We start from the raw sequence: 21274 nt of genomic DNA, 5'->3' as shown, positions 1-21274 counted from the left end.
GTTCGCCGCGGAGCGTGACGCCCGCCGTCGCGGTGCGCTCGCCCCGCCGTGGCAACTGAGGGCTGCGGGTCACGTGGGCTCAGCTCCGCAGCTCCTCGCCTCTCAGCTCCTCCTCCATCGCCGCGCGCAGCCGCAACGTCGTGACGAGGCGTTGGAAGGCCTCGGACCAGTACCCGCCGGCACCCGGGGACGCGTTCTCCTGCTCCTCGGGGGTGGCCGTCAGGGCGTCCAGACGTGCCGCCTCCGAAGGAGACAGGCAGCGCTCGGCGAGCCCCATCACGCCGCTGAAGCTCCACGGGTAGCTGCCCGCGTCCCGCGCGATGTTCAGCGCGTCCACCACCGCGCCGCCCAGGGCGGGCGACCACGGCACCGCACAGACACCGAGCAGCTGGAACGCCTCCGACAGCCCGTGCGTCGCTATGAACCCCGCCACCCACTCGGCTCGTGCGCCGGCACCCAACGTCGCCAGGAGCTTGGCCCGCTCGGCCAGCGACACCGCCCCGGGCCCCGCGGCCTCGGGAGCGGACGGCGGGCCCAGGAGCGCCCTGGACCATCCGGCGTCCCGCTGCCGCACCGCCGCCCGGCACCACGCGGCGTGCAGCTCCCCCTGCCAGTCGTCCGCCACGGGCAGGGCCACGATCTCCTCCGGCGTACGCCCCCCGAGCCGCGCCGACCACACCGCCAGCGGCGCCGCTTCCACCAACTGGCCCAGCCACCAAGACCGTTCACCCCGTCCTGCCGGAGCCTTGGCCACCACTCCGTCGCGCTCCATGCCCGCGTCGCACTCGTGCGGCGCCTCCACCACGATCGTGGGCACGTCCCGCGTGCGGTCGACGGCCACGCACGCCTCCGCCCGGTCCGCCATCCGCGCGGCGAGCGCCGAACCCGGCAGCGCGGACAGCAACTCCGCCGCCGTCGCCCGCACGTTCCGGCTCCGATCCGTCAACGCCCGTTCCAGGAACGGCTCGTCGTCCGCGCCCAGCCCCGTCCGCAGTGAGTCGAGGAACATGAGCCGGTCCTCCGCCCGCTCGGTCGCCCATGTCGTCTCCAGCAACTCGCGTGCGGCCGCGGGCTCCTGAGCCCGTATCCCCGTCAGAAGAGCCACCCGCTCCGCGAACAGGCCCTCCCGCCACAGACGCCCGATCCGGTCGGTCTCGCCCGGCCCCGGCAGATCGGCGCCGCCTCCCGGTGTGGCCCGCAGGGCGAAGCGCCAGTCCGGGTTCAGCCGGGCCAGCCACAGAGCGCGCGGGCCCGCGAAGGCCAAAGCCGCCGGGCGCAGGTCGGTACGGCCCCGTGCCGTGTCCAGGAGAGCGGGCAGCGCCTCGGGCGGTGCCGCGAACCCGCGTGCGTTCGCCAGCGCCAGCCACTGCGGCAGCAACTCCATGAGGTCGGGCGCCGTGCCCCTACGCCCCCCGCCTCCCACGCCGGGCCGGTCGGCCAGCAACAGCGCGAGCCTGCGCGCCGCGGGCGGCGGCAGCGGCGGCCGCGGATCCGGCGCGGCGGGCTCCGGGCGCACCGCCGCCCGCGCGGGCCGCACCCCCGCCCTGCGGCGCACGGTCTCCACCGCCGCCGCGTCCAGCAACGCCACCGGCGCCTCCCGCCCGGACGCGGGCCCGGGTGCCCCACGCCGGTCGGTCCCGAGCAGGGCGACGGTGACGAGCTCTTCCCACGAGTTCTCCGAGCTCTCGGCAGGAGCCGGGGTGCTGTTCATGAGGGTCCCCTCCGTTCGTTGTCCTCACTGGTGCGGCCGGCCGTAGGTGTCGTGCTGTGCGGCCGGCCGGCTGGTCGTGCGGGCGCGGAGCGGACGAGCCGGGCACGGGCCGCACCCGGCTCGTCACGCGCCGCGTCACCTCTCGCGCCGCCTCACCTCAGGCGGCCACTTGCCCCCCTCAGCACAGGCCCACCGCCGCTCCCGCCCCCTCGGGCCAGGCCGTCAGCGGTGTGAAGCCCTGGTGGCCGCACTCGCCGAAGACCGTGACGGGAGCGCCGCCCGACAGAGCGACGAGTCGCCACAGGCCGGGGCGGGCGCGGGCGGAGGGAGACAAGGGGAGCGCCGTGTCGCCGTCCGCGTCGCACAGTTGCCAGGAGTCGCCGTCGGAGGCCGGGACGACCCTGGACAGGGTGACCGGGACCGAGTCCAGCCACGGGTCGTCGCGCAGCGCCTCGCCGTAACGGGCCACGGCCTGAGCCGGGGTCACCCCCGGCGGCCGTATCGCCGCGGACCCGGGCGCCGTGAACCGCTCGCCCAGAGCGGCCCGCACCTGCCCCGCACCCGGGTACGGCAACACCTCCGCCTCGAAGGCGAGCCCCATCGGCAGCGTCACCTCCGGTGCGCGGCCGGCCGCCCCGAAGGAGAGGAGCAGCACCACACGGCCGGACTCGGCGCCGTACAGCCAGATCCGGCGCGTGGTCAGGCGGGTGTCCGCCGTGTCGTACTGGGCGAGGACCAGCCAGCGGTCGCGCACCGGGGAGCCGTCCGCCGAGCCGGACAGACCGACCCGGGAACGGACCGTCGCCGCGAGGCCCTCCGGCAGGTCCTCACGCCGCAGCCACCCCTGGTCGAGGAGATGGAGCAGCGAGCACTCCTCCAGCAACCGCACCGGCCAGCCGGGCCCCGAACCCGGTATCGCTCCCAACTCACGCACCCGCGCCGCCAGTCCGGGCGCCTGCGCGTCGACCATGCGGGCCGCGGTCTCCTCCCACAGTCCGTACCCCGCCTGCTCGGCCGCCGCCAGACCGCCCCGCAACAGGTCCGACAACCGCTGCTCCAGCTCCGTCGCCCCCGCGGTGATCCGCTCGGCGCGACGCTCGGCCCTGCGGCGCGCCGCCTCCGGATCGCCCTGCGCGCCCCCAGATGCCGCGCCCGTCGTCGTCCTCTTCTCCTCCGTGCGCCGCCGGCGCCCGGCGATCCACTGCTCCGCCCAGTCCGGCGTCTGCGCACGCGCCGCGACCGAGCCGTCCTCGCCCGCCCAGAGCAACAGCAGCCCCAGCGCGTGCTTGCACGGGAACTTGCGGCTGGGACAACTGCACTTGTACGCGGGCCCACTGGAGTCCGCGACGTCGATGACCGTCCGATACGGCTTGCTGCCACTGCCCTTGCACAGTCCCCACACCGTCCCCTCGTCAGAACTGCCCGCTTCCGACCACGGCCCGGCCGCGCCGAGTTTGCTTCCCGCTTTGCGCGACGCGGCGTCAGGCGCCAATGCCAGCACCTGCTCAGCCGTCCAGCGCACCCCCTGCTGAGTCATGTCATCGAAGGTAGGACCCACCACTGACAATCGACCTCAGCGAGGGCATCAGTGCAGGTCAGAACGCATTGTCAGTGGCGTGGTGCACGGTGGACACCAGATCCGAAACGGCCGGAGACGGCCGAGCTGGAGGGGGACTCAGTCATGCCTGTTTCCGTAGACCCGACGTCCGTCGACGAGAGCCGGAACCAGTCCGCGCCCGCGAACGCGCACACGGACGCGCGCACGGACGCGAGCGACAGCACGAGCGGGTACACGCCCGCGGAACAGACCGGGGAACAGACCGGGGCCGAGGCGCTGCGCCCGCATGCCGAGGACGCCTTCGCCGCGGAACTCGCCGCGCTGGCCGAGCAGGACGACCGGCCGCGCCCCACCCGCTGGAAGCTGTCGCCGTGGGCCGTGGCGACCTACCTGCTCGGCGGCGCGCTGCCCGACGGCACGGTGATCACGCCGAAGTACGTGGGCCCGCGCCGCATCGTCGAGGTCGCCGTCACCACACTCGCCACCGACCGCGCCCTGCTCCTCCTCGGCGTGCCCGGCACGGCGAAGACCTGGGTGTCCGAGCACCTCGCCGCGGCCGTCAGCGGCGACTCCACACTGCTGGTGCAGGGCACCGCGGGCACACCGGAGGAGGCGATCCGCTACGGCTGGAACTACGCGCGGCTGCTCGCCCACGGCCCCAGCCGCGACGCGCTCGTGCCGAGCCCGGTCATGCGGGCCATGGCCGAGGGCATGACCGCCCGCGTCGAGGAACTGACCCGTATCCCCGCCGACGTCCAGGACACGCTGATCACCATCCTGTCCGAGAAGACGTTGCCCATACCGGAGTTGGGGCAGGAGGTGCAGGCCGTCCGCGGCTTCAACCTGATCGCCACGGCCAACGACCGCGACCGCGGGGTCAACGACCTGTCGAGCGCCCTGCGCCGCCGTTTCAACACGGTCGTGCTGCCGCTGCCGGAGAGCGCCGACGCCGAGGTCGACATCGTCTCGCGACGCGTCGACCAGATCGGCCGCTCCCTCGACCTGCCGGCCGCACCGGACGGCATCGACGAGATCCGGCGGGTCGTCACGGTCTTCCGCGAACTGCGCGACGGCATGACGGCCGACGGCCGTACGAAGCTGAAGTCGCCCAGCGGCACGCTGTCGACGGCCGAGGCCATCTCGGTCGTCACCAACGGGCTCGCCCTGGCGGCCCACTTCGGCGACGGTGTCCTGCGCGCCTCGGACGTCGCCGCGGGCATCCTCGGCGCCGTCGTCCGCGACCCGGCGGCCGACCGCGTCATCTGGCAGGAGTACCTGGAGGCGGTCGTGCGCGAGCGCGACGGCTGGTCGGACTTCTACCGGGCCTGCCGGGAGGTGAGCGCGTGAGGGCACAGCAGTACCAGGGAAAGAGCGCGCGGCCCGGCCCCGGTTCGGGCGGCGACGGGGCCGGCCCGGACGACTCCGGCTGGGGGTTCGATCCGGAGGACAGCGGCTGGGGACTCACTTCCGACGACTCGGGCTGGGGATTCCGGAGGATCAGGTGACCGGTGTCGAGGAGGTGGCGCCGCGAGAGCGGCCATACGCTGACGGGCCGCTGCTGCTCGGTGTACGGCACCACGGTCCGGGGTCGGCGCGGGCGGTACGGGCCGCGCTGGAGGCGGCGCGCCCACAGGCCGTCCTCATCGAGGGGCCGCCCGAGGCGGACGCCCTGATCCCGCTCGCCGCCGACGAGGACATGCGGCCGCCGGTCGCCCTCCTCGCCCACGCGGTGGACGAGCCCGGCCGCTCGGCCTTCTGGCCGCTGGCGGAGTTCTCGCCGGAGTGGGCGGCCATCCGCTGGGCGTTGGAGCACCAGGTCCCGGCCCGCTTCATCGACCTCCCGGCGACCCACACGCTGGTGTGGCGCAAGGAGGAGGAGACGACGACCGGACCCGAGGGGCGCACCGGGGCGGACGAGCCTGAGGAAGCCGTCCGCGTCGACCCCCTCGCCGCGCTCGCCGAAGCCGCCGGATACGACGACCCCGAGCGGTGGTGGGAGGACGTCGTCGAGCACAGGGGCACGGGCGGGGACGTGTTCGCGCCGTTCGCGGCGCTAGGGGAGGCCATGGGGGCGCTGCGGGAGGCGTACGGGACCGGTGGCCATGACCGCGACCTGGTGCGCGAGGCGTACATGCGGCTCCAGATACGGGCGGCGCAGAAGGAGTTCGGGGAGGGGGTCGCCGTGGTGTGCGGTGCGTGGCATGTGCCCGCGCTGGGGGAGAAGCACACCGTCGCCGCCGACCGGGCGCTGCTGAAGGGGCTGCCCAAGGTCAGGGCCGACATGACCTGGGTGCCGTGGACGCACCGGCGGCTGTCCCGGGTCAGCGGATACGGCGCGGGCATCGACTCGCCGGGCTGGTACGGGCATCTGTTCGGCGCGCCCGACCGTCCCGTCGAGCGGTGGATGACCAAGGTGGCCCGGCTGCTGCGAGAGGAGGACCGGATCGTCTCCTCGGCCCACGTCATCGAGGCGGTGCGGCTCGCCGAGACGCTGGCGGCGATGCGCGGGCGCCCGCTGCCGGGCCTCACCGAGACCACCGACGCCGTACGGGCCGTGATGTGCGAGGGCTCGGACGTGCCGCTCGACCTCGTGCGCGACCGGCTCGTCGTCGGGGACGTACTGGGGGAGGTGCCCGCCGAGGCGCCGGCGGTGCCGTTGCAGCGGGATCTCGCGCGGATCCAGCGGAAGCTGAGGCTGAAGCCGGAGCCGCTGGAGCGGGAGCTGGAACTCGACCTGCGCAAGGAGAACGACGCCGGGCGCAGCCTCCTCCTCCACCGGCTGCGGCTGCTCCGCGTCGAGTGGGGCGAGCCCGCGGCCTCGCGCGGCGGCACGGGTACGTTCCGGGAGACCTGGCGGCTGCGCTGGGAGCCGGAGCTGTCGGTGCGGGTCGCCGAGGCCGGCGTGTGGGGCACGACGGTGCTCTCGGCAGCGACCGCCAAGGCCGAGGCGGACGCCGTGGCCGCGCGGTCGCTCGCCGACGTCACCGGGCTCGCCGAGCGCTGCCTCCTCGCCGAACTCCCGGACGCCCTGCCCGTGGTGATGCGCGTCCTCGCCGACCGCGCCGCGCTCGACGCGGATGTCGGCCACCTCGCCCAGGCGCTTCCCGCGCTGGTTCGTTCCCTGCGCTACGGCGATGTCCGCGCCACGGACACGCACGCCCTCGCCGAGGTCGCGGCCGGTCTCGCCGAGCGTGTCTTCGTCGGCCTCCCGCCCGCGTGCGCCGCGCTCGACGCCGAGGCGGCGGAGGAGATGCGCCGTCATGTGGACGCGGTGCACGGCGCGGTCGGGCTGCTGGGCGAGGCCGCCTCGGATACGCACGGCGACCTGCGGGCCCGCTGGCACTCCGTGCTGCACGTCCTCTCCGGACGCGACACCGTCCCCGGCGTCATCCGGGGACGGGCCGTGCGGCTCCTCCTGGAGGACGGGGAGTTGGCGCAGGACGACGCCGCCCGGCTGATGTCGCTGGTGCTGTCACCGGGGACGGAGCCGGCCCACGCGGCCGCGTGGATCGAGGGGTTCGTCGGGGGCGGGGCCGGCGGCGGCATGCTGCTGGTGCACGACGAGCGGCTGCTGGGGCTGGTGGACGCATGGCTGACCGGGGTGCCGCAGGAGGCGTTCACCGACGTACTGCCCCTGCTGCGGCGGACGTTCTCGGCGTACGAGCCAGGAGTGCGCAGGACCCTCGGCGAGCTGGTGCGGCGCGGACCGGGAGCCCGGACGGGCGCGGGGACCGCCGGTTCCGGGATACCCGGGTTCGCGCCCGAGCTCGACACCGGGCGGGCGGACGCCGTGTTGCCGGTACTGCGTCTGCTCCTGGGCTTGGACGAGGACGAGGACAAGGACGCGGTCGAGGCCGAGGTCGAGGTGGACACGAGCGAGGAAGCCGGCAGAACGACGGGCGTCAACGACCTTGCGGGGGTGGGCCGATGAGTACGGGCACAGACACGGATACGGATACGGATACGAATACGGGCGTGCGTACGGCGAGCCGGGCCGTGGTGGCGGATCAGCAGGCCGTCGGTGACGAGCGGCTGCGGCGATGGCGGCTGGTGCTCGGCGGTGACGCGGCCGACGGAACCGGGTGCCCGCTCTCCGGGCGGGACGCGGCCATGGACGGGGCGCTCACCGCGCTTTACGGGAAAGGGGACAAGCCGCCGTCGGGACGCGACCGTTCCGCCGGGCTGGGGGCGTCGGCGCCGTCGGTGGCGCGCTGGCTGGGGGACATCCGGACGTACTTCCCCTCGTCCGTCGTGCAGGTCATGCAGCGGGACGCCATCGACCGGCTGGGGCTGTCCACGCTGCTGCTGGAGCCGGAGATGCTGGAAGCGGTGGAGGCCGACGTGCATCTCGTCGGCACGTTGCTCTCCCTCAACAAGGCGATGCCCGAGACGACGAAGGAGACCGCGCGGGCCGTGGTGCGCAAGGTCGTCGAGGACCTGGAGAAGCGGCTCGCCACCCGCACGCGGGCCACCCTCACGGGCGCCCTCGACCGCAGCGCCCGCGTCAGCCGCCCACGCCACCACGACATCGACTGGAACCGCACGATCGCGGCCAACCTGAAGAACTACCTGCCGGAGTACCGCACGGTGGTGCCCGAGCGGCTCATCGGGTACGGACGGGCGTCGCAGTCGGTGAAGAAGGAGGTCGTCCTCTGCATCGACCAGTCGGGCTCGATGGCCGCATCCGTCGTCTACGCCTCGGTGTTCGGGGCCGTCCTTGCGTCCATGCGGTCCATCAACACCCGCCTCGTCGTCTTCGACACGGCCGTCGTCGACCTCACGGACCAGCTGGACGACCCGGTCGACGTCCTGTTCGGCACACAGCTCGGCGGCGGCACGGACATCAACAGGGCGCTGGCGTACTGCCAGTCGCAGATCACCCGGCCGGCCGAGACCGTGGTCGTGCTGATCAGTGACCTGTACGAGGGCGGGATACGCAACGAGATGCTCAAGCGGGTGGCGGCGATGAAGGCGTCGGGCGTGCAGTTCGTGACGCTGCTCGCGCTCTCCGACGAAGGGGCGCCCGCCTACGACCGGGAGCACGCGGCAGCCCTCGCGGCCCTCGGGGCACCGGCGTTCGCGTGCACGCCCGACCTCTTCCCCGAGGTCATGGCGGCGGCCATCGAGAAGCGGCCGCTGCCGATACCGGACAGCGCGTGAGGAGGTGGGAGAAGGCGTAATGACGGTTGAGAAAGCGGACATGACTACCCATCGGTAGCGGGGGGCTTGCGCAACCTCGGGAGCTCCGTGCGAGGATCGGCGACACGTCTTCACAGTCCTCGAACAGTTCGCCGGGATAGTCGGCACACATCGTCGCGTGCCGCGCCCACTGTGTCGTACGCCGTCGTTCCGCTCCCTGGGAGGGCTCTCCCCGTTGTGACTCCGTCAGCCGCACTGCCCGGTGCCAGTGCCGTTCTGCGCGTGATGCGCGGGGCGGCCGGGCGGCGTGTGCTGCAGGTCGTGCTGTTGGTGGGCGGGCTGTTCGCGCTGGGGTTCCTCTGCGGGGAGCAGGCACACGCGGCGGACGGGGCATCGCCGGGGTCGGTGACGGTCGCGGCGACCACCTCGTCCGATGCCGTTCGGTTCGCGACGCAGGCCACTGCCGCGGAGAGCGCCATAACGAGCGCCGCGCAGAGCACTGCGAAGAGCCCTGCGCAGAGCCTCGCACGGAACGCGGAGGACCGCGCCGAGCGGACCGAGGGAATCGCCGCTCCCGCTCACCCGGCCGCCCCGGCGACCGGCGGCGCGACGGCCCCCGCCGACACGGTCAGCTCCGGCAAGGCCGCCGTCCACACGGTCACCTCCGACACGGTCACGTCCGGCACGGTCACCTCCGACGCAGTCACCGCTGTCACCGGCACCGTCGGTGATGTCGTACGGCCGGTCGGGGCGCCGGTCGGGGCGCATGTGGTGCGGCCGGTCACCGAGCAGGTCGTGAAGCCCGTCGGTGATCTCGTCGAGACGGTGACCGGCGGGCTGGCCGACGGTCTGGCAGACGGACTGTCCGGCGGGTCCTCGCAGTTCCCGTCGCTGCCGGGCATGCCGTCACTGCCCGGTCTCCCCGAGTCGCCCGGTCTCCCCGAGTCGCCCGGTTTCCCCGAGGTGCCGGGACTGCCCGGGCTGCCGGGGACCCCGGCGGACACGTTGCCGATCGGCACGGCACCGCAGCAGCCCGGTGGCACGGCGCCCGAGCGGCAGGACGCCACCAAGCACGGTGACGGTGCCGAGGCGCGGTCGGACGCGCGGCCGGGGGTGGCGTACGGACCGCGGTTCGCCCACGGCATCGAACTCGCCGTGTCCGGATCGTCCCGCGCGCACGGCGCGGACAGGGCACGGACCCCCGCGCACCAGGCGCCGGACGACCCGACCGGTGCGCTCGGCCGCCACTCGGCCGTCGACAACAGCGGGTCGCGCCATGGTGAGCCGCACGCCGTCACCCTCGACCACCGGGCACCGATGAGCCTCGTGTCCGGCGTCACCGCGGCCGTCGCCGCGGACGGGACCCGGGACAGGCACCGGGACATCCCCGTATTCCCCGGCTAGCGCAGCCCGTTCCCCCGCCAGACCTGTCGCGCGGGGGCGGAACAGGTCTGCCCGCCGTCCGGACACCCCTGAGATCCCCGGACGGACGCCACCGGAGCCGGAACGCGTCGCAAGGACAGCGCCGACACCGCGGCGAGACGGAGTAGCAGCCGAACCCCGCATCGGAGTCCCGGCCCCTCCCGAGCCCGCGGAGCGCGCGGCGGCCTACCGGTTCCCCAAGTCCCGTACACCACAATCCCGTAACCCTGAGCCCGCGCGAATCCGCGAATCCGTGAGAACGCGATGCAGGGAATCAGGGAATTCCGAAGGATTTGACGCACGCATGAACAAGAACATCCGCCGTTCGATCGTGATAGCCGCCGGGGTCACCGGCGCGTGGGCGCTCGGTTCGAGCATGGCCAGCGCGGACGAGTTGCCCTCGTCGGCCGTGACCGCGCCCGACGTGACCGTCGACACCGGGGACACCGGAGACACCGGGGACGCGCTCGGCGCGGTCACCGACACCGTGGGCGGGGTCGTCACCGAGGTGACGGACACCCTCGCCGGCGGGACGGACACCGCCACGGGCACCGCGGCCGAGGCCGGGTCCAAGGCCGGCGCCACGGTGACCGACACCACCAACACCGCCAACACCACCACCGGCACTGCCAAGAAGGCCGTCAAGCAGACCGCCATCAATGCCACCGCGCGGACGACCGCCACGCCGACCCGGGCCACGGATCAGGCGCGCCGCTACGTGGACGCCGACATCGCCGGGGCCACCCACATGTCCGCGAAGGCGTCCCAGAAGGCGACCGGCGCCGCGGCCCACGCGCAGCAGCACGCCGGGGCCACGGTCGCCGACGCCGGCAGGCCCGCGGGCGAGATCGACTACCTCTTCGGTCCCCTCGGCGCGTTCGCCCCGGAGCTGGAGGAGGCCCTCGCCGGCGCGCAGACCCGCCTGCAGAGCACGAAGCCGACCGCGGAGGGAGTGGTGCGGCGCAAGGTCCAGGCCACCACCGCGGGCGCCGACCGCACGGCGGGGGCCGCGCGGACCGCTCTCCAGGCCACCGTCACCGGCGCCGAGGCCCGCCTCGACACCACGGCCACCGGGGCCCAGGGGCAGCTGCGGGCCCAGGCCACCACCGTCACGACCGCCGCCCAGGGCACGGTCGCCGCCGTCCCGAGCCACGTCACGGGCGCGGTCGCGGGCATCCCGGCCACGGTCACCCCCGTGGTCGGCGGGACCACCGCCGCCGTCGTGCCGCCGGTCGTCGGCCTCGCGGTCGACGGCGTCACCCCGGTCGCCGGCCATGCCGCCGCCAACGCCACCACCCTCACCGGCCGGGCCACGGCCCACACGGGAACGCTCGCGCACCAGGCCGGGGCCGACGCGACGACGCTCGCCGGGCAGACCGCCCACCAGGCACAGATCCTCGCCGGGCAGACCGCCTACCAGGCACAGATCCTCGCCGGGCAGACCGCCTACCAGGCACAGATCCTTGCCCAGCAGACCGCCGACCAGGCCCAGATCCGCGCCGGGCAGGCCGTCGCCCAGGCGCACACCCTGGTAGGCCAGGCCACGGCCAACGCCGACCACCTCACCTACGCCGTCTCGGGCGATGCCTCCGCCCTCGCCGGGCAGGCCGTCGGGGACCTCCAGCCGTACGCGACCGGTGTCGCGGGCCAGGTCGTCGGCGACGCCACCGGCTCCCTGCTCCCGCCGATGGCTCACACCGCCGTCGACGGCGTGGTGCCCGTCGCGGGGCAGGCGGTCGGCGACGCGACGCACCTCGCGTACGGGGTGACGGGCGATGTGCGGCCGTTCGGGCAGAACGTGGTCGGCGAGGTTCCGCCGCTGGCCACCGGCCTCGTCCAGGAGCAGGCCGGACCGTTCGCGGAGGGGCTCGTCGCGGACGACGTCACGCCGTTCGCGTACGGAACGGTCGCGTCCGTGCAGCCGGTCGTCGACACCGCCACCGGGTACGTCGACACCGCCACCGGGTACGTCGGCACCGCTACCGGGTACGTCGGCACGGTCGCCGGCTACGTCGACACCGCCGTCGGCCACGCGCAGCCCGTCGTGGCGGGCGTGGGCGGGGGCGCGACGCACCTCGCGTACGGGGTGACGGGCGACGTGCGGCCGTTCGCCCAGAACGTCGCCGGCGAGTTCGCCCCCGTGGCCGGCCAGGTCGCGCCCTTCGCGCAGGACCTCACCGGCACGGTCCAGGCGACCGGTGGCCCGCTCGTCGGCCACGCCGTCAGCGGTGCCGGCGGCGTCGCCGACTCGGTCACGCCGAGCTACCTCCCGAACGCCCCGTACGGCGCCTGACAGAGACCGGTACCGCGCCTGACACAGGCGTGCGCGGGCGTCAGCCCGTGAGGACAGGGCGTGAGCCCGTGCTCCAGAACCAGCTCCACCGGGAGGCATCCGGGCGGCCGAATCCATCGGCCGTACCGCGGACGGCCGAAGCCGTCGGCCGTGTCCGACCCCATCCCGGCGGTGGGCGGTGAGTGGTCCCCATTGGGGTGGGGACCACCCGTCCTGGGCCTTTCAGAGCCATTGGAGGGCCTTGAGGGGTCTCACCGGGTCAACCCCAGCCCGGTGAGGCCCCGCACTTGTGGCACGCCGTGCCAGTGAGCCCGGCATCATGTGACAGGTATCACCGCTCAGGTGTGACCCCTGATTTAGAGACCATCTGCAACCGGCGATAACCTGCGAGACGGACATGCCGCGCGCTCGGACACCGTGTGCGCCTCCCTTGTGACATACAGCGGACGTCACGTTGCCCTTCGCGGCACGCCCACGCATCCAACGAACCGCTAGATCACTGATAGGGACGGAAGCGCGTGGACCTGTTCGAATACCAGGCGAGGGACCTCTTCGCCAAGCACGGTGTACCGGTGCTGGCCGGTGAAGTCATCGACACGCCTGAGGGGGCGCGCGAGATCACCGAGCGGCTGGGCGGCAAGTCGGTCGTCAAGGCCCAGGTGAAGGTCGGTGGTCGCGGCAAGGCCGGCGGCGTCAAGCTGGCCGCCACCCCGGACGAGGCTGTCGCCCGCGCGACGGACATCCTCGGCATGGACATCAAGGGCCACACGGTCCACAAGGTGATGATCGCCGAGACGGCTCCGGAGATCGTCGAGGAGTACTACGTCTCCTACCTCCTCGACCGCACGAACCGCACCTTCCTGGCCATGGCCTCCGTCGCCGGTGGCATGGACATCGAGGAGGTCGCCGCGACGACCCCCGAGAAGCTCGCCAAGATCCCGGTCGACTCCAACGCGGGCGTCACCAAGGAGAAGGCGCGGGAGATCGTGGCCGCGGGCCAGTTCCCGGCCGAGGTCGCCGACAAGGTCGCCGACGTCCTGGTCACCCTGTGGGACGTCTTCGTCAAGGAGGACGCCCTCCTCGTCGAGGTGAACCCGCTCGCCAAGGTCGCCTCCGGTGACGTCCTCGCCCTCGACGGCAAGGTCTCCCTGGACGCGAACGCCGAGTTCCGTCACCCGGAGTTCGAGGAGTTCGAGGACAAGGCGGCGGCCAACCCCCTCGAGGCCGCGGCCAAGGCCAAGGGCCTCAACTACGTGAAGCTCGAGGGCGAGGTCGGCATCATCGGCAACGGTGCCGGTCTGGTCATGTCCACCCTCGACGTGGTCGCGTACGCCGGTGAGGCCCACAAGGGCGTCAAGCCGGCCAACTTCCTCGACATCGGTGGCGGCGCCTCCGCCGAGGTCATGGCGAACGGCCTGGAGATCATCCTGGGCGACCCGGACGTCAAGTCCGTCTTCGTGAACGTCTTCGGTGGCATCACCGCGTGCGACGCCGTCGCCAACGGCATCGTGCAGGCCCTGGAGCTCCTCAAGAGCAAGGGCGAAGAGGTCAACAAGCCGCTGGTCGTGCGCCTCGACGGCAACAACGCCGAGCTGGGCCGCAAGATCCTGACGGACGCCAACCACCCGCTCGTGCAGCAGGTGGACACCATGGACGGAGCGGCCGACAAGGCCGCCGAGCTGGCTGCGGCCGCGAAGTAAGGGACGAGGTCACAGAACACCATGGCTATCTTCCTCACCAAGGAATCCAAGGTCATCGTCCAGGGCATGACCGGCTCCGAGGGCCAGAAGCACACCAAGCGCATGCTGGCCTCCGGCACGAACATCGTCGGTGGCGTGAACCCGCGCAAGGCGGGCCAGGTCGTCGACTTCGACGGCACCGAGATCCCGGTATTCGGTTCGGTCGCCGACGCGATCGAGAAGACCGGCGCCGACGTCACGGTCATCTTCGTCCCGGAGAAGTTCACCAAGGACGCCGTCGTCGAGGCCATCGACGCCGAGATCCCGCTCGCGGTCGTCATCACCGAGGGCATCGCCGTCCACGACACGGCCTCCTTCTGGGCGCACGCCCAGGCCAAGGGCAACAAGACCCGTGTCATCGGCCCGAACTGCCCCGGTCTGATCACCCCGGGTCAGTCGAACGCCGGCATCATCCCGGCCGACATCACGAAGCCGGGCCGTATCGGCCTGGTCTCGAAGTCGGGCACGCTGACGTACCAGATGATGTACGAGCTGCGCGACATCGGCTTCAGCTCCTGCGTCGGCATCGGCGGTGACCCGATCATCGGCACCACGCACATCGACGCGCTGGCCGCGTTCCAGGCCGACCCGGACACCGACCTGATCGTGATGATCGGTGAGATCGGTGGCGACGCCGAGGAGCGCGCGGCCGACTTCATCAAGGCCAACGTGACCAAGCCGGTCGTCGGCTACGTCGCCGGCTTCACCGCTCCCGAGGGCAAGACCATGGGTCACGCGGGCGCCATCGTCTCCGGTTCGTCGGGCACCGCCCAGGCGAAGAAGGAGGCCCTGGAGGCCGCGGGCGTCAAGGTCGGCAAGACCCCGACCGAGACGGCGAAGCTCGCCCGCGCCATCCTGGCCGGCTGACTCACTCGGTCCGCGGCTTGATCACTTGATCAGGTGGGCCCGTACCCCTTGGGGGTGCGGGCCCACCGGCGTCTTCGCGGCCCGGCCCCGTGGGCCCGGACCGGCTCCGTGGTTCCCAAAGCGGTGCCGTGGTTCCCAAAGCGGTCCCGTGGTTCCCAAAGCGGTCCCGTGGGCTGCGCGGCACGGCCTCACCGGTTCTCCGGAACCAGTCTCTCGGGGCCGCCCGCCGCTGTCGATCTCAGTCTGGCCCGGAGTTCCAGCTGCGCCTGGGAGAGCGGGCCCATGGCGCCTCGCGGCGGGACTCCGCGGACCGGAGCGCCGGGGGCCACGGGGGCTTCGTAGTGGTCGGGGGTGGTACCGACGGCGAGGGCGCTCGTCGTGAAGAGGAGCGCCGTGAAGGCGGCGGCCGCGTGGACCCAGCGGCGGGCGCGGCGTTCGCCACGAAGACGCGTGGCGGCCGGGGAGCACGGCCTGACGACCCACGGCCCCTCCCCGTTCGCGGCGTCGGCGAGCCGCCGCCGCAACTCCTCGGTGTCCGCCAGCTCCGGCAGACGCGCGGCGACCGCCTCGCGCGCGTACTGCAGACGGCCCGCCGTCGCGGGGGTGCTGGCCTCGATCTCGGCGGCGGTGTCGGGCAGGTCGAGGCCGAGGCCGTCGTACAGCAGCACCGCGCGCCGGTACGGGGGTGGCAGCTTCAGGAGTACGTGGATGAGGGCGCGGTCCGTGCGGGCGGTGCTCGTCTCGTCGTGTGCGGTCTCGTCGTGTGAGGCGGAGAGCACGGGCGTGCGCCAGGTGTCGGTGCGCCACAGGCCGGGGCGGAGCCGGTGCCAGGGGGCGAGCGCGTACTCGTGGGCGGCGGCCCGCACCCATCCCATGGGGTCCCGGTCCACGGCCACCTCCGGCCAGCGCTGCCAGGCGAGCTGGAAGGCGTGCTCCACCGATTCACGGGCCAGCGCACGCCGGCCCGTCAGCATGTAGGTCTGCCGTACGAGGGTGGGGGCGCAGAACGCGTAGAGGGCGTCGAAGGCCTGAGCGGGCGTCAGGGGGCCTGACGGGGGCACGGGTTCCGCGGCCTCGATGGGTGTCAGCTCGTACCACTCGACGACCCGGGCCGCCGGATCGGGCGCGCCGAGCGAGGGCTGATCCTCGGTCGACGGCTCGACTGCCTGGGTGGACGACACTCCGGAGCTCTGGGTCATGGATGGGCCCCTTGTACCGAAAAGCACATAAACGTATTTTGAGCGACACATCCGTGATTCTGCCGTTACGCGGCTTAGGCGCGTGTCGTTGGCAGCATGGGGCCGTGACGCACGTGAGCGACTCCCCCCACCCCGCCGATCCGCCCGGCTCGACGGGCTCCTCTCACCCCGGCTTTCCCTCTCACTCCGCCGTTCCGCCGCACCGTGCCGACCGCCCGCCGCGGAGGATGCCGTCCGGACTGGGCACGGGACTGCTGGGAGGAGCCGTCGCGGCCGGGCTCGGGCTCGGTGCGTTCGCCGTGCTCGTGATGGTGCTGTGGATCAGTTCGCCGTACCCCGACAGCGGACCGAGTGGGGCGCTGCACGTGGCAGCGGCTCTGTGGCTGCTGGCCCACGGCGTCGAACTCGTCCGCACCGAGACGCTGTCCGGCGTGCCCGCGCCGGTCGGCGTCACTCCGCTGCTGCTGCTCGCGCTCCCGATGGGACTCGTGCAGCGGGCGGCGCGGGACGCGGTGGACGAGGCGGAGGCCGCGCCCCGTACCGCCGGGCCGGGCTGTGCGGCGTGGGTGGGCGTCGTGGCCGGCTATGTGACCGTCGGTGGGGCGGTCGTGGTGTACGCCTTCAGCGGCGCGCTGCGACCCTCCTCCTGGGTGTGGGCCATCGTGTGCGTACCGCTGCTCGCGGGGGTCGCGGCGGCCATGGGCGTGGGGGCGGCGTACGGGCGTCCTGCCCTCTCGCTGCCCACGTGGCTCGGTCGAAGTCGGGGCCGGGGCCGGGGTAGGGGTAGGGGCCCGAACTCGGCTACGCGCGGGCGCCTCCTGGTCGTCGGGCGGGCGGCGGGGGCAGGGGCGGCGGTGCTGGTCGCAGGGGGCGCGATCCTGGTCGTGGCGTCGCTGGGGCGGCACGGAGGCGCGGCGCGGGACTCGCTGCTCCAGTCGACGGAGGTGTGGTCGGGGCGTTGCGCCGTACTGCTGCTGTGCCTGGCGCTGCTGCCGAACGCGGCGGTGTGGGGCGCGGCCTACGCCCTTGGGCCCGGGTTCTCAATGGGCGCGGCGCATGTGGCGGCGCCGCTGTCGACGACTCCGCCCGACCCTCGTCTGCCGTCCCTCCCCCTCTTGGCGGCGGTGCCGGGTGGTGGTGCGTCGGCGGCGGAGTGGGCGGCGGCCGCTACGGTGCCGCTGGCCGCGGGGGTGATCCTCGGCTGGTGTGTGGGGGCGGCTGCCCGTGCCGACCGGCGCGCCTGCTGGTCCCGTGGCCGGACCTGCACCACGACGATGTCGGCGTCCGTCGTGTGCGGTCTGCTCCTCGCCGCCCTGACCGCCCTGTCGACCGGCCGCCTCGGCACCGCCGCACTGGCCCATGTCGGACCGGTGTGGTGGCAGGTGGGGGCCGCCGTGGTGGCGTGGACGGCGGTGGTGGGAGTGCCGGTGGCGTTGGGGGCGCGCGGGGGGCTGGAGCCGCAGGAGAAGGGGCGTCGGGAGAGCCGTGCGGGTGGGGCTCGGCGGCCGGGGGGAGAGGGCACTTCGGCGGCGGCGGAGGTGACCGGAGTTCCCAAGACACGTAGGCCACCCAAAACGCCTAGAACGCCTAGAACGCCCAGGACGCCTAGGACCTCCAGGACCTCCAAGGTGTCCAAGGCCTCGAAGGCACCCAAGATGCCCAAGGTCTCCATGACAACCAAGACACCTAAGGCCGCCAAGACACCCAAGACACCCAAGACGCCCAAGACATCCAAGGCCGCCAAGACTGGTTCTCCCTGGCACGACGACGCCTCCCGCGAAACCCGCTGGGAGGCGCTCCGCAGGGCCACGTCACCCGCGGACCCACCGGACCGCACCCACCCGTAGCGCCCACGGCAGCCGTGGCAGTCACGGCAGTCACGCCACCCGAGGCGTCAGCGGGTGCCCAGTACGCCGCGGAGCTCCTCCGGCAGGAGCTTCTCGCAGGACTTCTTCGAGGCGGTGGTGAGGGCGTCGTTGGTGCAGGTGTAGTAGTCGCGGTAGACCAGTTGGGCGGTGAAGGTGGCGGCCACCATGACCAGGGCCAGTGAGGCGGTCACCAGACCGCTGATCGCGGCCGTGGTCTGGGGGCGGGCGTTCGGGTCGGAGCCCGGAGTGTTGGGGTCGGGACGGCGGGGCTTGACGCGGAGCGCGCTGATGCCCCAGTAGAGGGCCAGCGCGCCGAGCAGCAGCGCCACGTAAGGCCAGCTGAAGAGGGAGAAGAAGAACGCCCACATGCCGGCGAGCAGGGCGTAGCGCGCGCGGCGCTGGGCCGGGTCCGTCGGGTCCCAGCGCAGGTTGGGACCACCCTGACCACCCGGGCCGCCCTCGGGGCCGCCCTGTCCGCCACCGGAGGGACGGGGGCGGTCGCCGAAGCCGCCGCCGTTCGAGCGGCCGGGCTGGCGGTCGCTCCACTGGCTGCCCCAGGGGGAGTGCCCCTCGCCGTCGTCCCCTCCCTGGCCCTGTCCTTGTCCCTGTCCTTCTCCCTGGCCCTGCCCCTTCGTGGGGCGGCGCGGCTGCCACGGACGGTCGGGGGTGCCCTCCGGCGGCGGCGCGAAGGGGTTGTCGTCGGCCGGGGCCTGCGCCCCACGCCCACCTTTGTCCTCCTGACCGGTTTCGGGCGCGCCCTCGCTCTCCCGCGGCGGGGTGGGCGAAGAACGCCGCTCACGCAGCAGGAGCGGTGGAAGTCGGAGGCTGCGGTCCGGCATCAGGTGTGCGTCTTCCCCTTGGGATCAGTGCTGGGACCAGTACGTCCGGAGCCGGTTGGGACCAGTCCGTCGGTACTGAGGTGCTGCTGGAGCGTCGGTTCCTCGGCGCTGCTGGCGCTGCTGGAACGTTCGCATCCGTCTTTGAGTCAACGTGCCAGGCGAGCCAGGCGTTCCCCTCGCTCCCCTCGCTGAGCTGCGTTCCCCGGGCGGATGCTTCCCAGACGGTACCTTCCGGCCACGCCCCCGTCCCGTGGGGGCCGTCCGGTGTGCCGGTATCGTTGCTGACGGTCGACCGCTTCGTAGACTTCCCCGTATCAGGGGGCGCGAAGCATTCGTACGACCGTACAAACGCGACCGTACAAAAGACTTCCCGAGAGACTCCCCGAGAAAGGGCCCCGCCGTGGCCGAGCCCGTGGTCAAGTCCGCGGCCAGGCGCCTTGTCGTCCTGGTTTCCGGATCCGGGACCAATCTGCAGGCGCTGCTGGATGCCATCGACGAGGTCGGCACCGAGGCCTACGGTGCCGAGATCGTGGCCGTCGGCGCCGACCGCGGTGGCATCGAGGGGCTGGCCCGCGCCGAGCGCGCCGGGGTGCCGACCTTCGTGCTGCGGGTGAAGGACTACGCCACCCGTGAGGAGTGGGACGCCGCCCTCGCCGAGGCCGTGGCAGCCCACCAGCCCGATCTCGTCGTGTCCGCGGGGTTCATGAAGATCGTGGGCAAGGAGTTCCTGGCGCGGTTCGGCGGGCGGTTCGTGAACACCCACCCCGCCCTCCTCCCCAGTTTTCCCGGCGCCCACGGCGTCCGTGACGCGCTCGCGTACGGCGCCAAGGTCACCGGATGCACCGTCCACTTCGTCGACGACGGCGTCGACACCGGACCGATCATCGCTCAGGGCGTGGTGGAGGTCCGGAACGAGGACGACGAGAGCGCTCTGCACGAGCGCATCAAGGAAGTCGAGCGAAGGCTGCTCGTCGATGTCGTGGGGCGGATCGCCCGTAGCGGCTATCGCATTGAGGGACGAAAGGTAGTTATCCAGTGACCGCCGAGAGCAACAAGAGGCCGATTCGCCGGGCGCTCGTCAGCGTTTACGACAAGACCGGGCTCGAGGAGCTCGCGCGCGGGCTGCACGAGGCCGGTGTCGAGCTTGTCTCCACCGGGTCCACCGCGGGCCGTATCGCCGCCGCGGGCGTCCCTGTCACCAAGGTCGAGGAGCTCACCGGCTTCCCCGAGTGCCTGGACGGCCGGGTCAAGACCCTCCACCCCAGGGTCCACGCGGGCATCCTCGCCGACCTGCGCCTGGAGGACCACCAGCGGCAGCTCGCCGAGCTCGGCGTCGAGCCGTTCGACCTCGTCGTGGTCAACCTCTACCCGTTCCGTGAGACCGTCGCCTCGGGCGCCACCCCCGACGAGTGCGTGGAGCAGATCGACATCGGCGGGCCGTCCATGGTGCGCGCCGCCGCCAAGAACCACCCGTCCGTCGCCGTCGTCACCAGCCCGGCCCGGTACGGCGACGTCCTGTCCGCCCTCAAGGACGGCGGCTTCGACCTCGCGGCCCGCAAGCGGCTCGCCGCCGAGGCCTTCCAGCACACGGCCGCGTACGACGTCGCGGTCGCCTCCTGGTTCGCCTCCTCCTACGCCCCCGTCGACGACAGCCAGTTCCCCGACTTCCTCGGCGCCACCTGGGAGCGCGCGCACACCCTGCGCTACGGCGAGAACCCGCACCAGCCGGCCGCGCTCTACGTCTCGGGCACCGGCGGTCTCGCCGAGGCCGAGCAGCTGCACGGCAAGGAGATGTCGTACAACAACTACACGGACACGGACGCCGCCCGCCGTGCCGCGTACGACCACGACGAGCCGGCCGTCGCGATCATCAAGCACGCCAACCCCTGCGGCATCGCGGTCGGCGCGGACGTCGCCGAGGCGCACCGCAAGGCGCACGCCTGCGACCCGCTGTCGGCGTTCGGCGGGGTCATCGCCGTCAACCGTCCGGTCAGCAAGGAGATGGCCGAGCAGGTCGCGGAGATCTTCACCGAGGTCATCGTGGCGCCCGACTACGAGGACGGCGCGCTGGAGGCCCTCACGAAGAAGAAGAACATCCGCGTGCTGAAGGCCCCGAACGGCCCCTCCAACCCCGTCGAGCTCAAGCCCGTCGACGGCGGCGCGCTCCTCCAGGTCACCGACCGGCTGCAGGCCGAGGGCGACGACCCCGCGAACTGGACCCTGGCGACCGGTGAGGCGCTCACCAGTGACGAACTGGCCGAGCTGGCCTTCGCCTGGAAGGCCTGCCGCGCCGTGAAGTCCAACGCGATCCTGCTGGCCAAGGACGGCGCCTCGGTGGGCGTCGGCATGGGGCAGGTCAACCGGGTCGACTCGGCGAAGCTGGCGGTCGAGCGGGCGGGCGCCGAACGCGCCGCCGGTTCCTACGCCGCCTCCGACGCCTTCTTCCCCTTCCCCGACGGCCTGGAGATCCTGACCGAGGCCGGCGTGAAGGCCGTGGTCCAGCCCGGCGGTTCCGTCCGCGACGAGCTGGTGGTCGAGGCCGCGCAGAAGGCGGGCGTCACGATGTACTTCACGGGGACGCGGCACTTCTTCCACTGACGCAGATGCCGGACGTCGATGCCGTACCGAGACGCGCTCGG

At 73.0% G+C, this 21274-nt stretch carries 15 protein-coding genes; 11 read left to right on the top strand and 4 right to left on the bottom strand.

Features of this window, described 5'->3' with window-relative positions; genetic code table 11:
* Positions 1–79 precede the first annotated feature (79 nt).
* Entirely contained in the window at positions 80–1711 is a 1632-nt protein-coding gene (locus tag AB0959_RS22315) for a DUF5691 domain-containing protein (protein WP_366828189.1), read from the bottom strand.
* A 178-nt stretch (positions 1712–1889) separates the two neighbouring features.
* Positions 1890–3248 carry an SWIM zinc finger family protein gene (locus AB0959_RS22310; RefSeq protein WP_366828188.1) on the bottom strand — a complete coding sequence of 453 codons (1359 nt, stop codon included), beginning with the start codon at positions 3246–3248 and terminating at the stop codon, positions 1890–1892.
* 144 nt (positions 3249–3392) lie between these two features.
* Here AB0959_RS22310 and AB0959_RS22305 point away from each other — a divergent pair, with 144 nt between their 5' ends.
* From AB0959_RS22305 to sucD, 8 genes are all read left to right on the top strand, one after another.
* A complete protein-coding gene (locus AB0959_RS22305; protein ID WP_366828187.1) occupies positions 3393–4616 on the top strand; it encodes an AAA family ATPase in 1224 nt (407 codons plus the stop codon).
* Positions 4613–4774 (top strand): hypothetical protein, encoded by a 162-nt coding sequence (locus tag AB0959_RS22300; RefSeq protein ID WP_366828185.1) that lies wholly within the window; start codon positions 4613–4615, stop codon positions 4772–4774. The genes AB0959_RS22305 and AB0959_RS22300 overlap by 4 nt, the downstream gene beginning before the upstream one ends.
* A complete protein-coding gene (locus AB0959_RS22295; RefSeq protein ID WP_366828184.1) occupies positions 4771–7200 on the top strand; it encodes a DUF5682 family protein in 2430 nt (809 codons plus the stop codon). Before AB0959_RS22300 ends, AB0959_RS22295 begins: the two co-directional genes overlap by 4 nt.
* 44 nt (positions 7201–7244) lie before the next feature.
* Positions 7245–8429, top strand: coding sequence for a VWA domain-containing protein (locus AB0959_RS22290; RefSeq protein WP_366828183.1), 1185 nt, complete (start codon positions 7245–7247; stop codon positions 8427–8429).
* A gap of 216 nt (positions 8430–8645) precedes the next feature.
* Complete coding sequence (locus AB0959_RS22285) at positions 8646–9812, top strand: hypothetical protein (protein WP_366828182.1); 1167 nt, start codon at positions 8646–8648, stop codon at positions 9810–9812.
* Between the two features lie 322 nt (positions 9813–10134).
* Entirely contained in the window at positions 10135–12123 is a 1989-nt protein-coding gene (locus tag AB0959_RS22280; RefSeq protein ID WP_366828181.1) for a hypothetical protein, read from the top strand.
* A 518-nt stretch (positions 12124–12641) separates the two neighbouring features.
* Complete coding sequence (gene sucC / locus AB0959_RS22275; protein ID WP_366828179.1) at positions 12642–13823, top strand: ADP-forming succinate--CoA ligase subunit beta; 1182 nt, start codon at positions 12642–12644, stop codon at positions 13821–13823.
* Between the two features lie 21 nt (positions 13824–13844).
* On the top strand, positions 13845–14729 hold the full coding sequence (gene sucD, locus AB0959_RS22270; RefSeq protein ID WP_366828178.1) for a succinate--CoA ligase subunit alpha: 885 nt from the start codon (positions 13845–13847) through the stop codon (positions 14727–14729).
* 188 nt (positions 14730–14917) lie between these two features.
* On the opposite strand, the gene AB0959_RS22265 is transcribed toward sucD, so the two are convergent.
* Positions 14918–15928, bottom strand: coding sequence for an RNA polymerase subunit sigma-70 (locus AB0959_RS22265; protein WP_366828177.1), 1011 nt, complete (start codon positions 15926–15928; stop codon positions 14918–14920).
* A 227-nt stretch (positions 15929–16155) separates the two neighbouring features.
* On the opposite strand from AB0959_RS22265, the gene AB0959_RS22260 reads away from it, so the two are divergent.
* On the top strand, positions 16156–17775 hold the full coding sequence (locus tag AB0959_RS22260; RefSeq protein ID WP_366828176.1) for a DUF6350 family protein: 1620 nt from the start codon (positions 16156–16158) through the stop codon (positions 17773–17775).
* Between the two features lie 47 nt (positions 17776–17822).
* Here AB0959_RS22260 and AB0959_RS22255 read toward each other — a convergent pair whose 3' ends face one another.
* The gene (locus AB0959_RS22255) at positions 17823–18635 is read right to left on the bottom strand and encodes a hypothetical protein (protein WP_366828175.1); all 813 of its coding nucleotides are present in this window, start codon (positions 18633–18635) and stop codon (positions 17823–17825) included.
* 400 nt (positions 18636–19035) lie between these two features.
* On the opposite strand from AB0959_RS22255, the gene purN reads away from it, so the two are divergent.
* The gene (gene purN, locus AB0959_RS22250) at positions 19036–19674 is read left to right on the top strand and encodes a phosphoribosylglycinamide formyltransferase (protein WP_366828174.1); all 639 of its coding nucleotides are present in this window, start codon (positions 19036–19038) and stop codon (positions 19672–19674) included.
* A complete protein-coding gene (gene purH / locus AB0959_RS22245) occupies positions 19671–21233 on the top strand; it encodes a bifunctional phosphoribosylaminoimidazolecarboxamide formyltransferase/IMP cyclohydrolase (protein WP_366828173.1) in 1563 nt (520 codons plus the stop codon). The genes purN and purH overlap by 4 nt, the downstream gene beginning before the upstream one ends.
* Positions 21234–21274 lie beyond the last annotated feature (41 nt).

Origin of the sequence: Streptomyces sp. NPDC046862 (assembly GCF_040704615.1) — a bacterium.
Classification (GTDB): domain Bacteria; phylum Actinomycetota; class Actinomycetes; order Streptomycetales; family Streptomycetaceae; genus Streptomyces.
Note: the sequence above shows the minus strand (reverse complement) of the source record. Positions and strands in the feature narration are given on the sequence as shown.

What these genes read in the sequence shown, in the direction of transcription:
- AB0959_RS22315 (WP_366828189.1), bottom strand. Translation starts at nt 1,711, where the DNA reads ATGAACAGCACCCCGGCTCCTGCCGAGAGCTCGGAGAACTCGTGGGAA.
- AB0959_RS22310 (WP_366828188.1), bottom strand. Translation starts at nt 3,248, where the DNA reads ATGACTCAGCAGGGGGTGCGCTGGACGGCTGAGCAGGTGCTGGCATTG.
- AB0959_RS22305 (WP_366828187.1), top strand. Translation starts at nt 3,393, where the DNA reads ATGCCTGTTTCCGTAGACCCGACGTCCGTCGACGAGAGCCGGAACCAG.
- AB0959_RS22280 (WP_366828181.1), top strand. Translation starts at nt 10,135, where the DNA reads ATGAACAAGAACATCCGCCGTTCGATCGTGATAGCCGCCGGGGTCACC.
- sucD (WP_366828178.1), top strand. Translation starts at nt 13,845, where the DNA reads ATGGCTATCTTCCTCACCAAGGAATCCAAGGTCATCGTCCAGGGCATG.
- AB0959_RS22265 (WP_366828177.1), bottom strand. Translation starts at nt 15,928, where the DNA reads ATGACCCAGAGCTCCGGAGTGTCGTCCACCCAGGCAGTCGAGCCGTCG.
- AB0959_RS22260 (WP_366828176.1), top strand. Translation starts at nt 16,156, where the DNA reads ATGCCGTCCGGACTGGGCACGGGACTGCTGGGAGGAGCCGTCGCGGCC.
- AB0959_RS22255 (WP_366828175.1), bottom strand. Translation starts at nt 18,635, where the DNA reads ATGCCGGACCGCAGCCTCCGACTTCCACCGCTCCTGCTGCGTGAGCGG.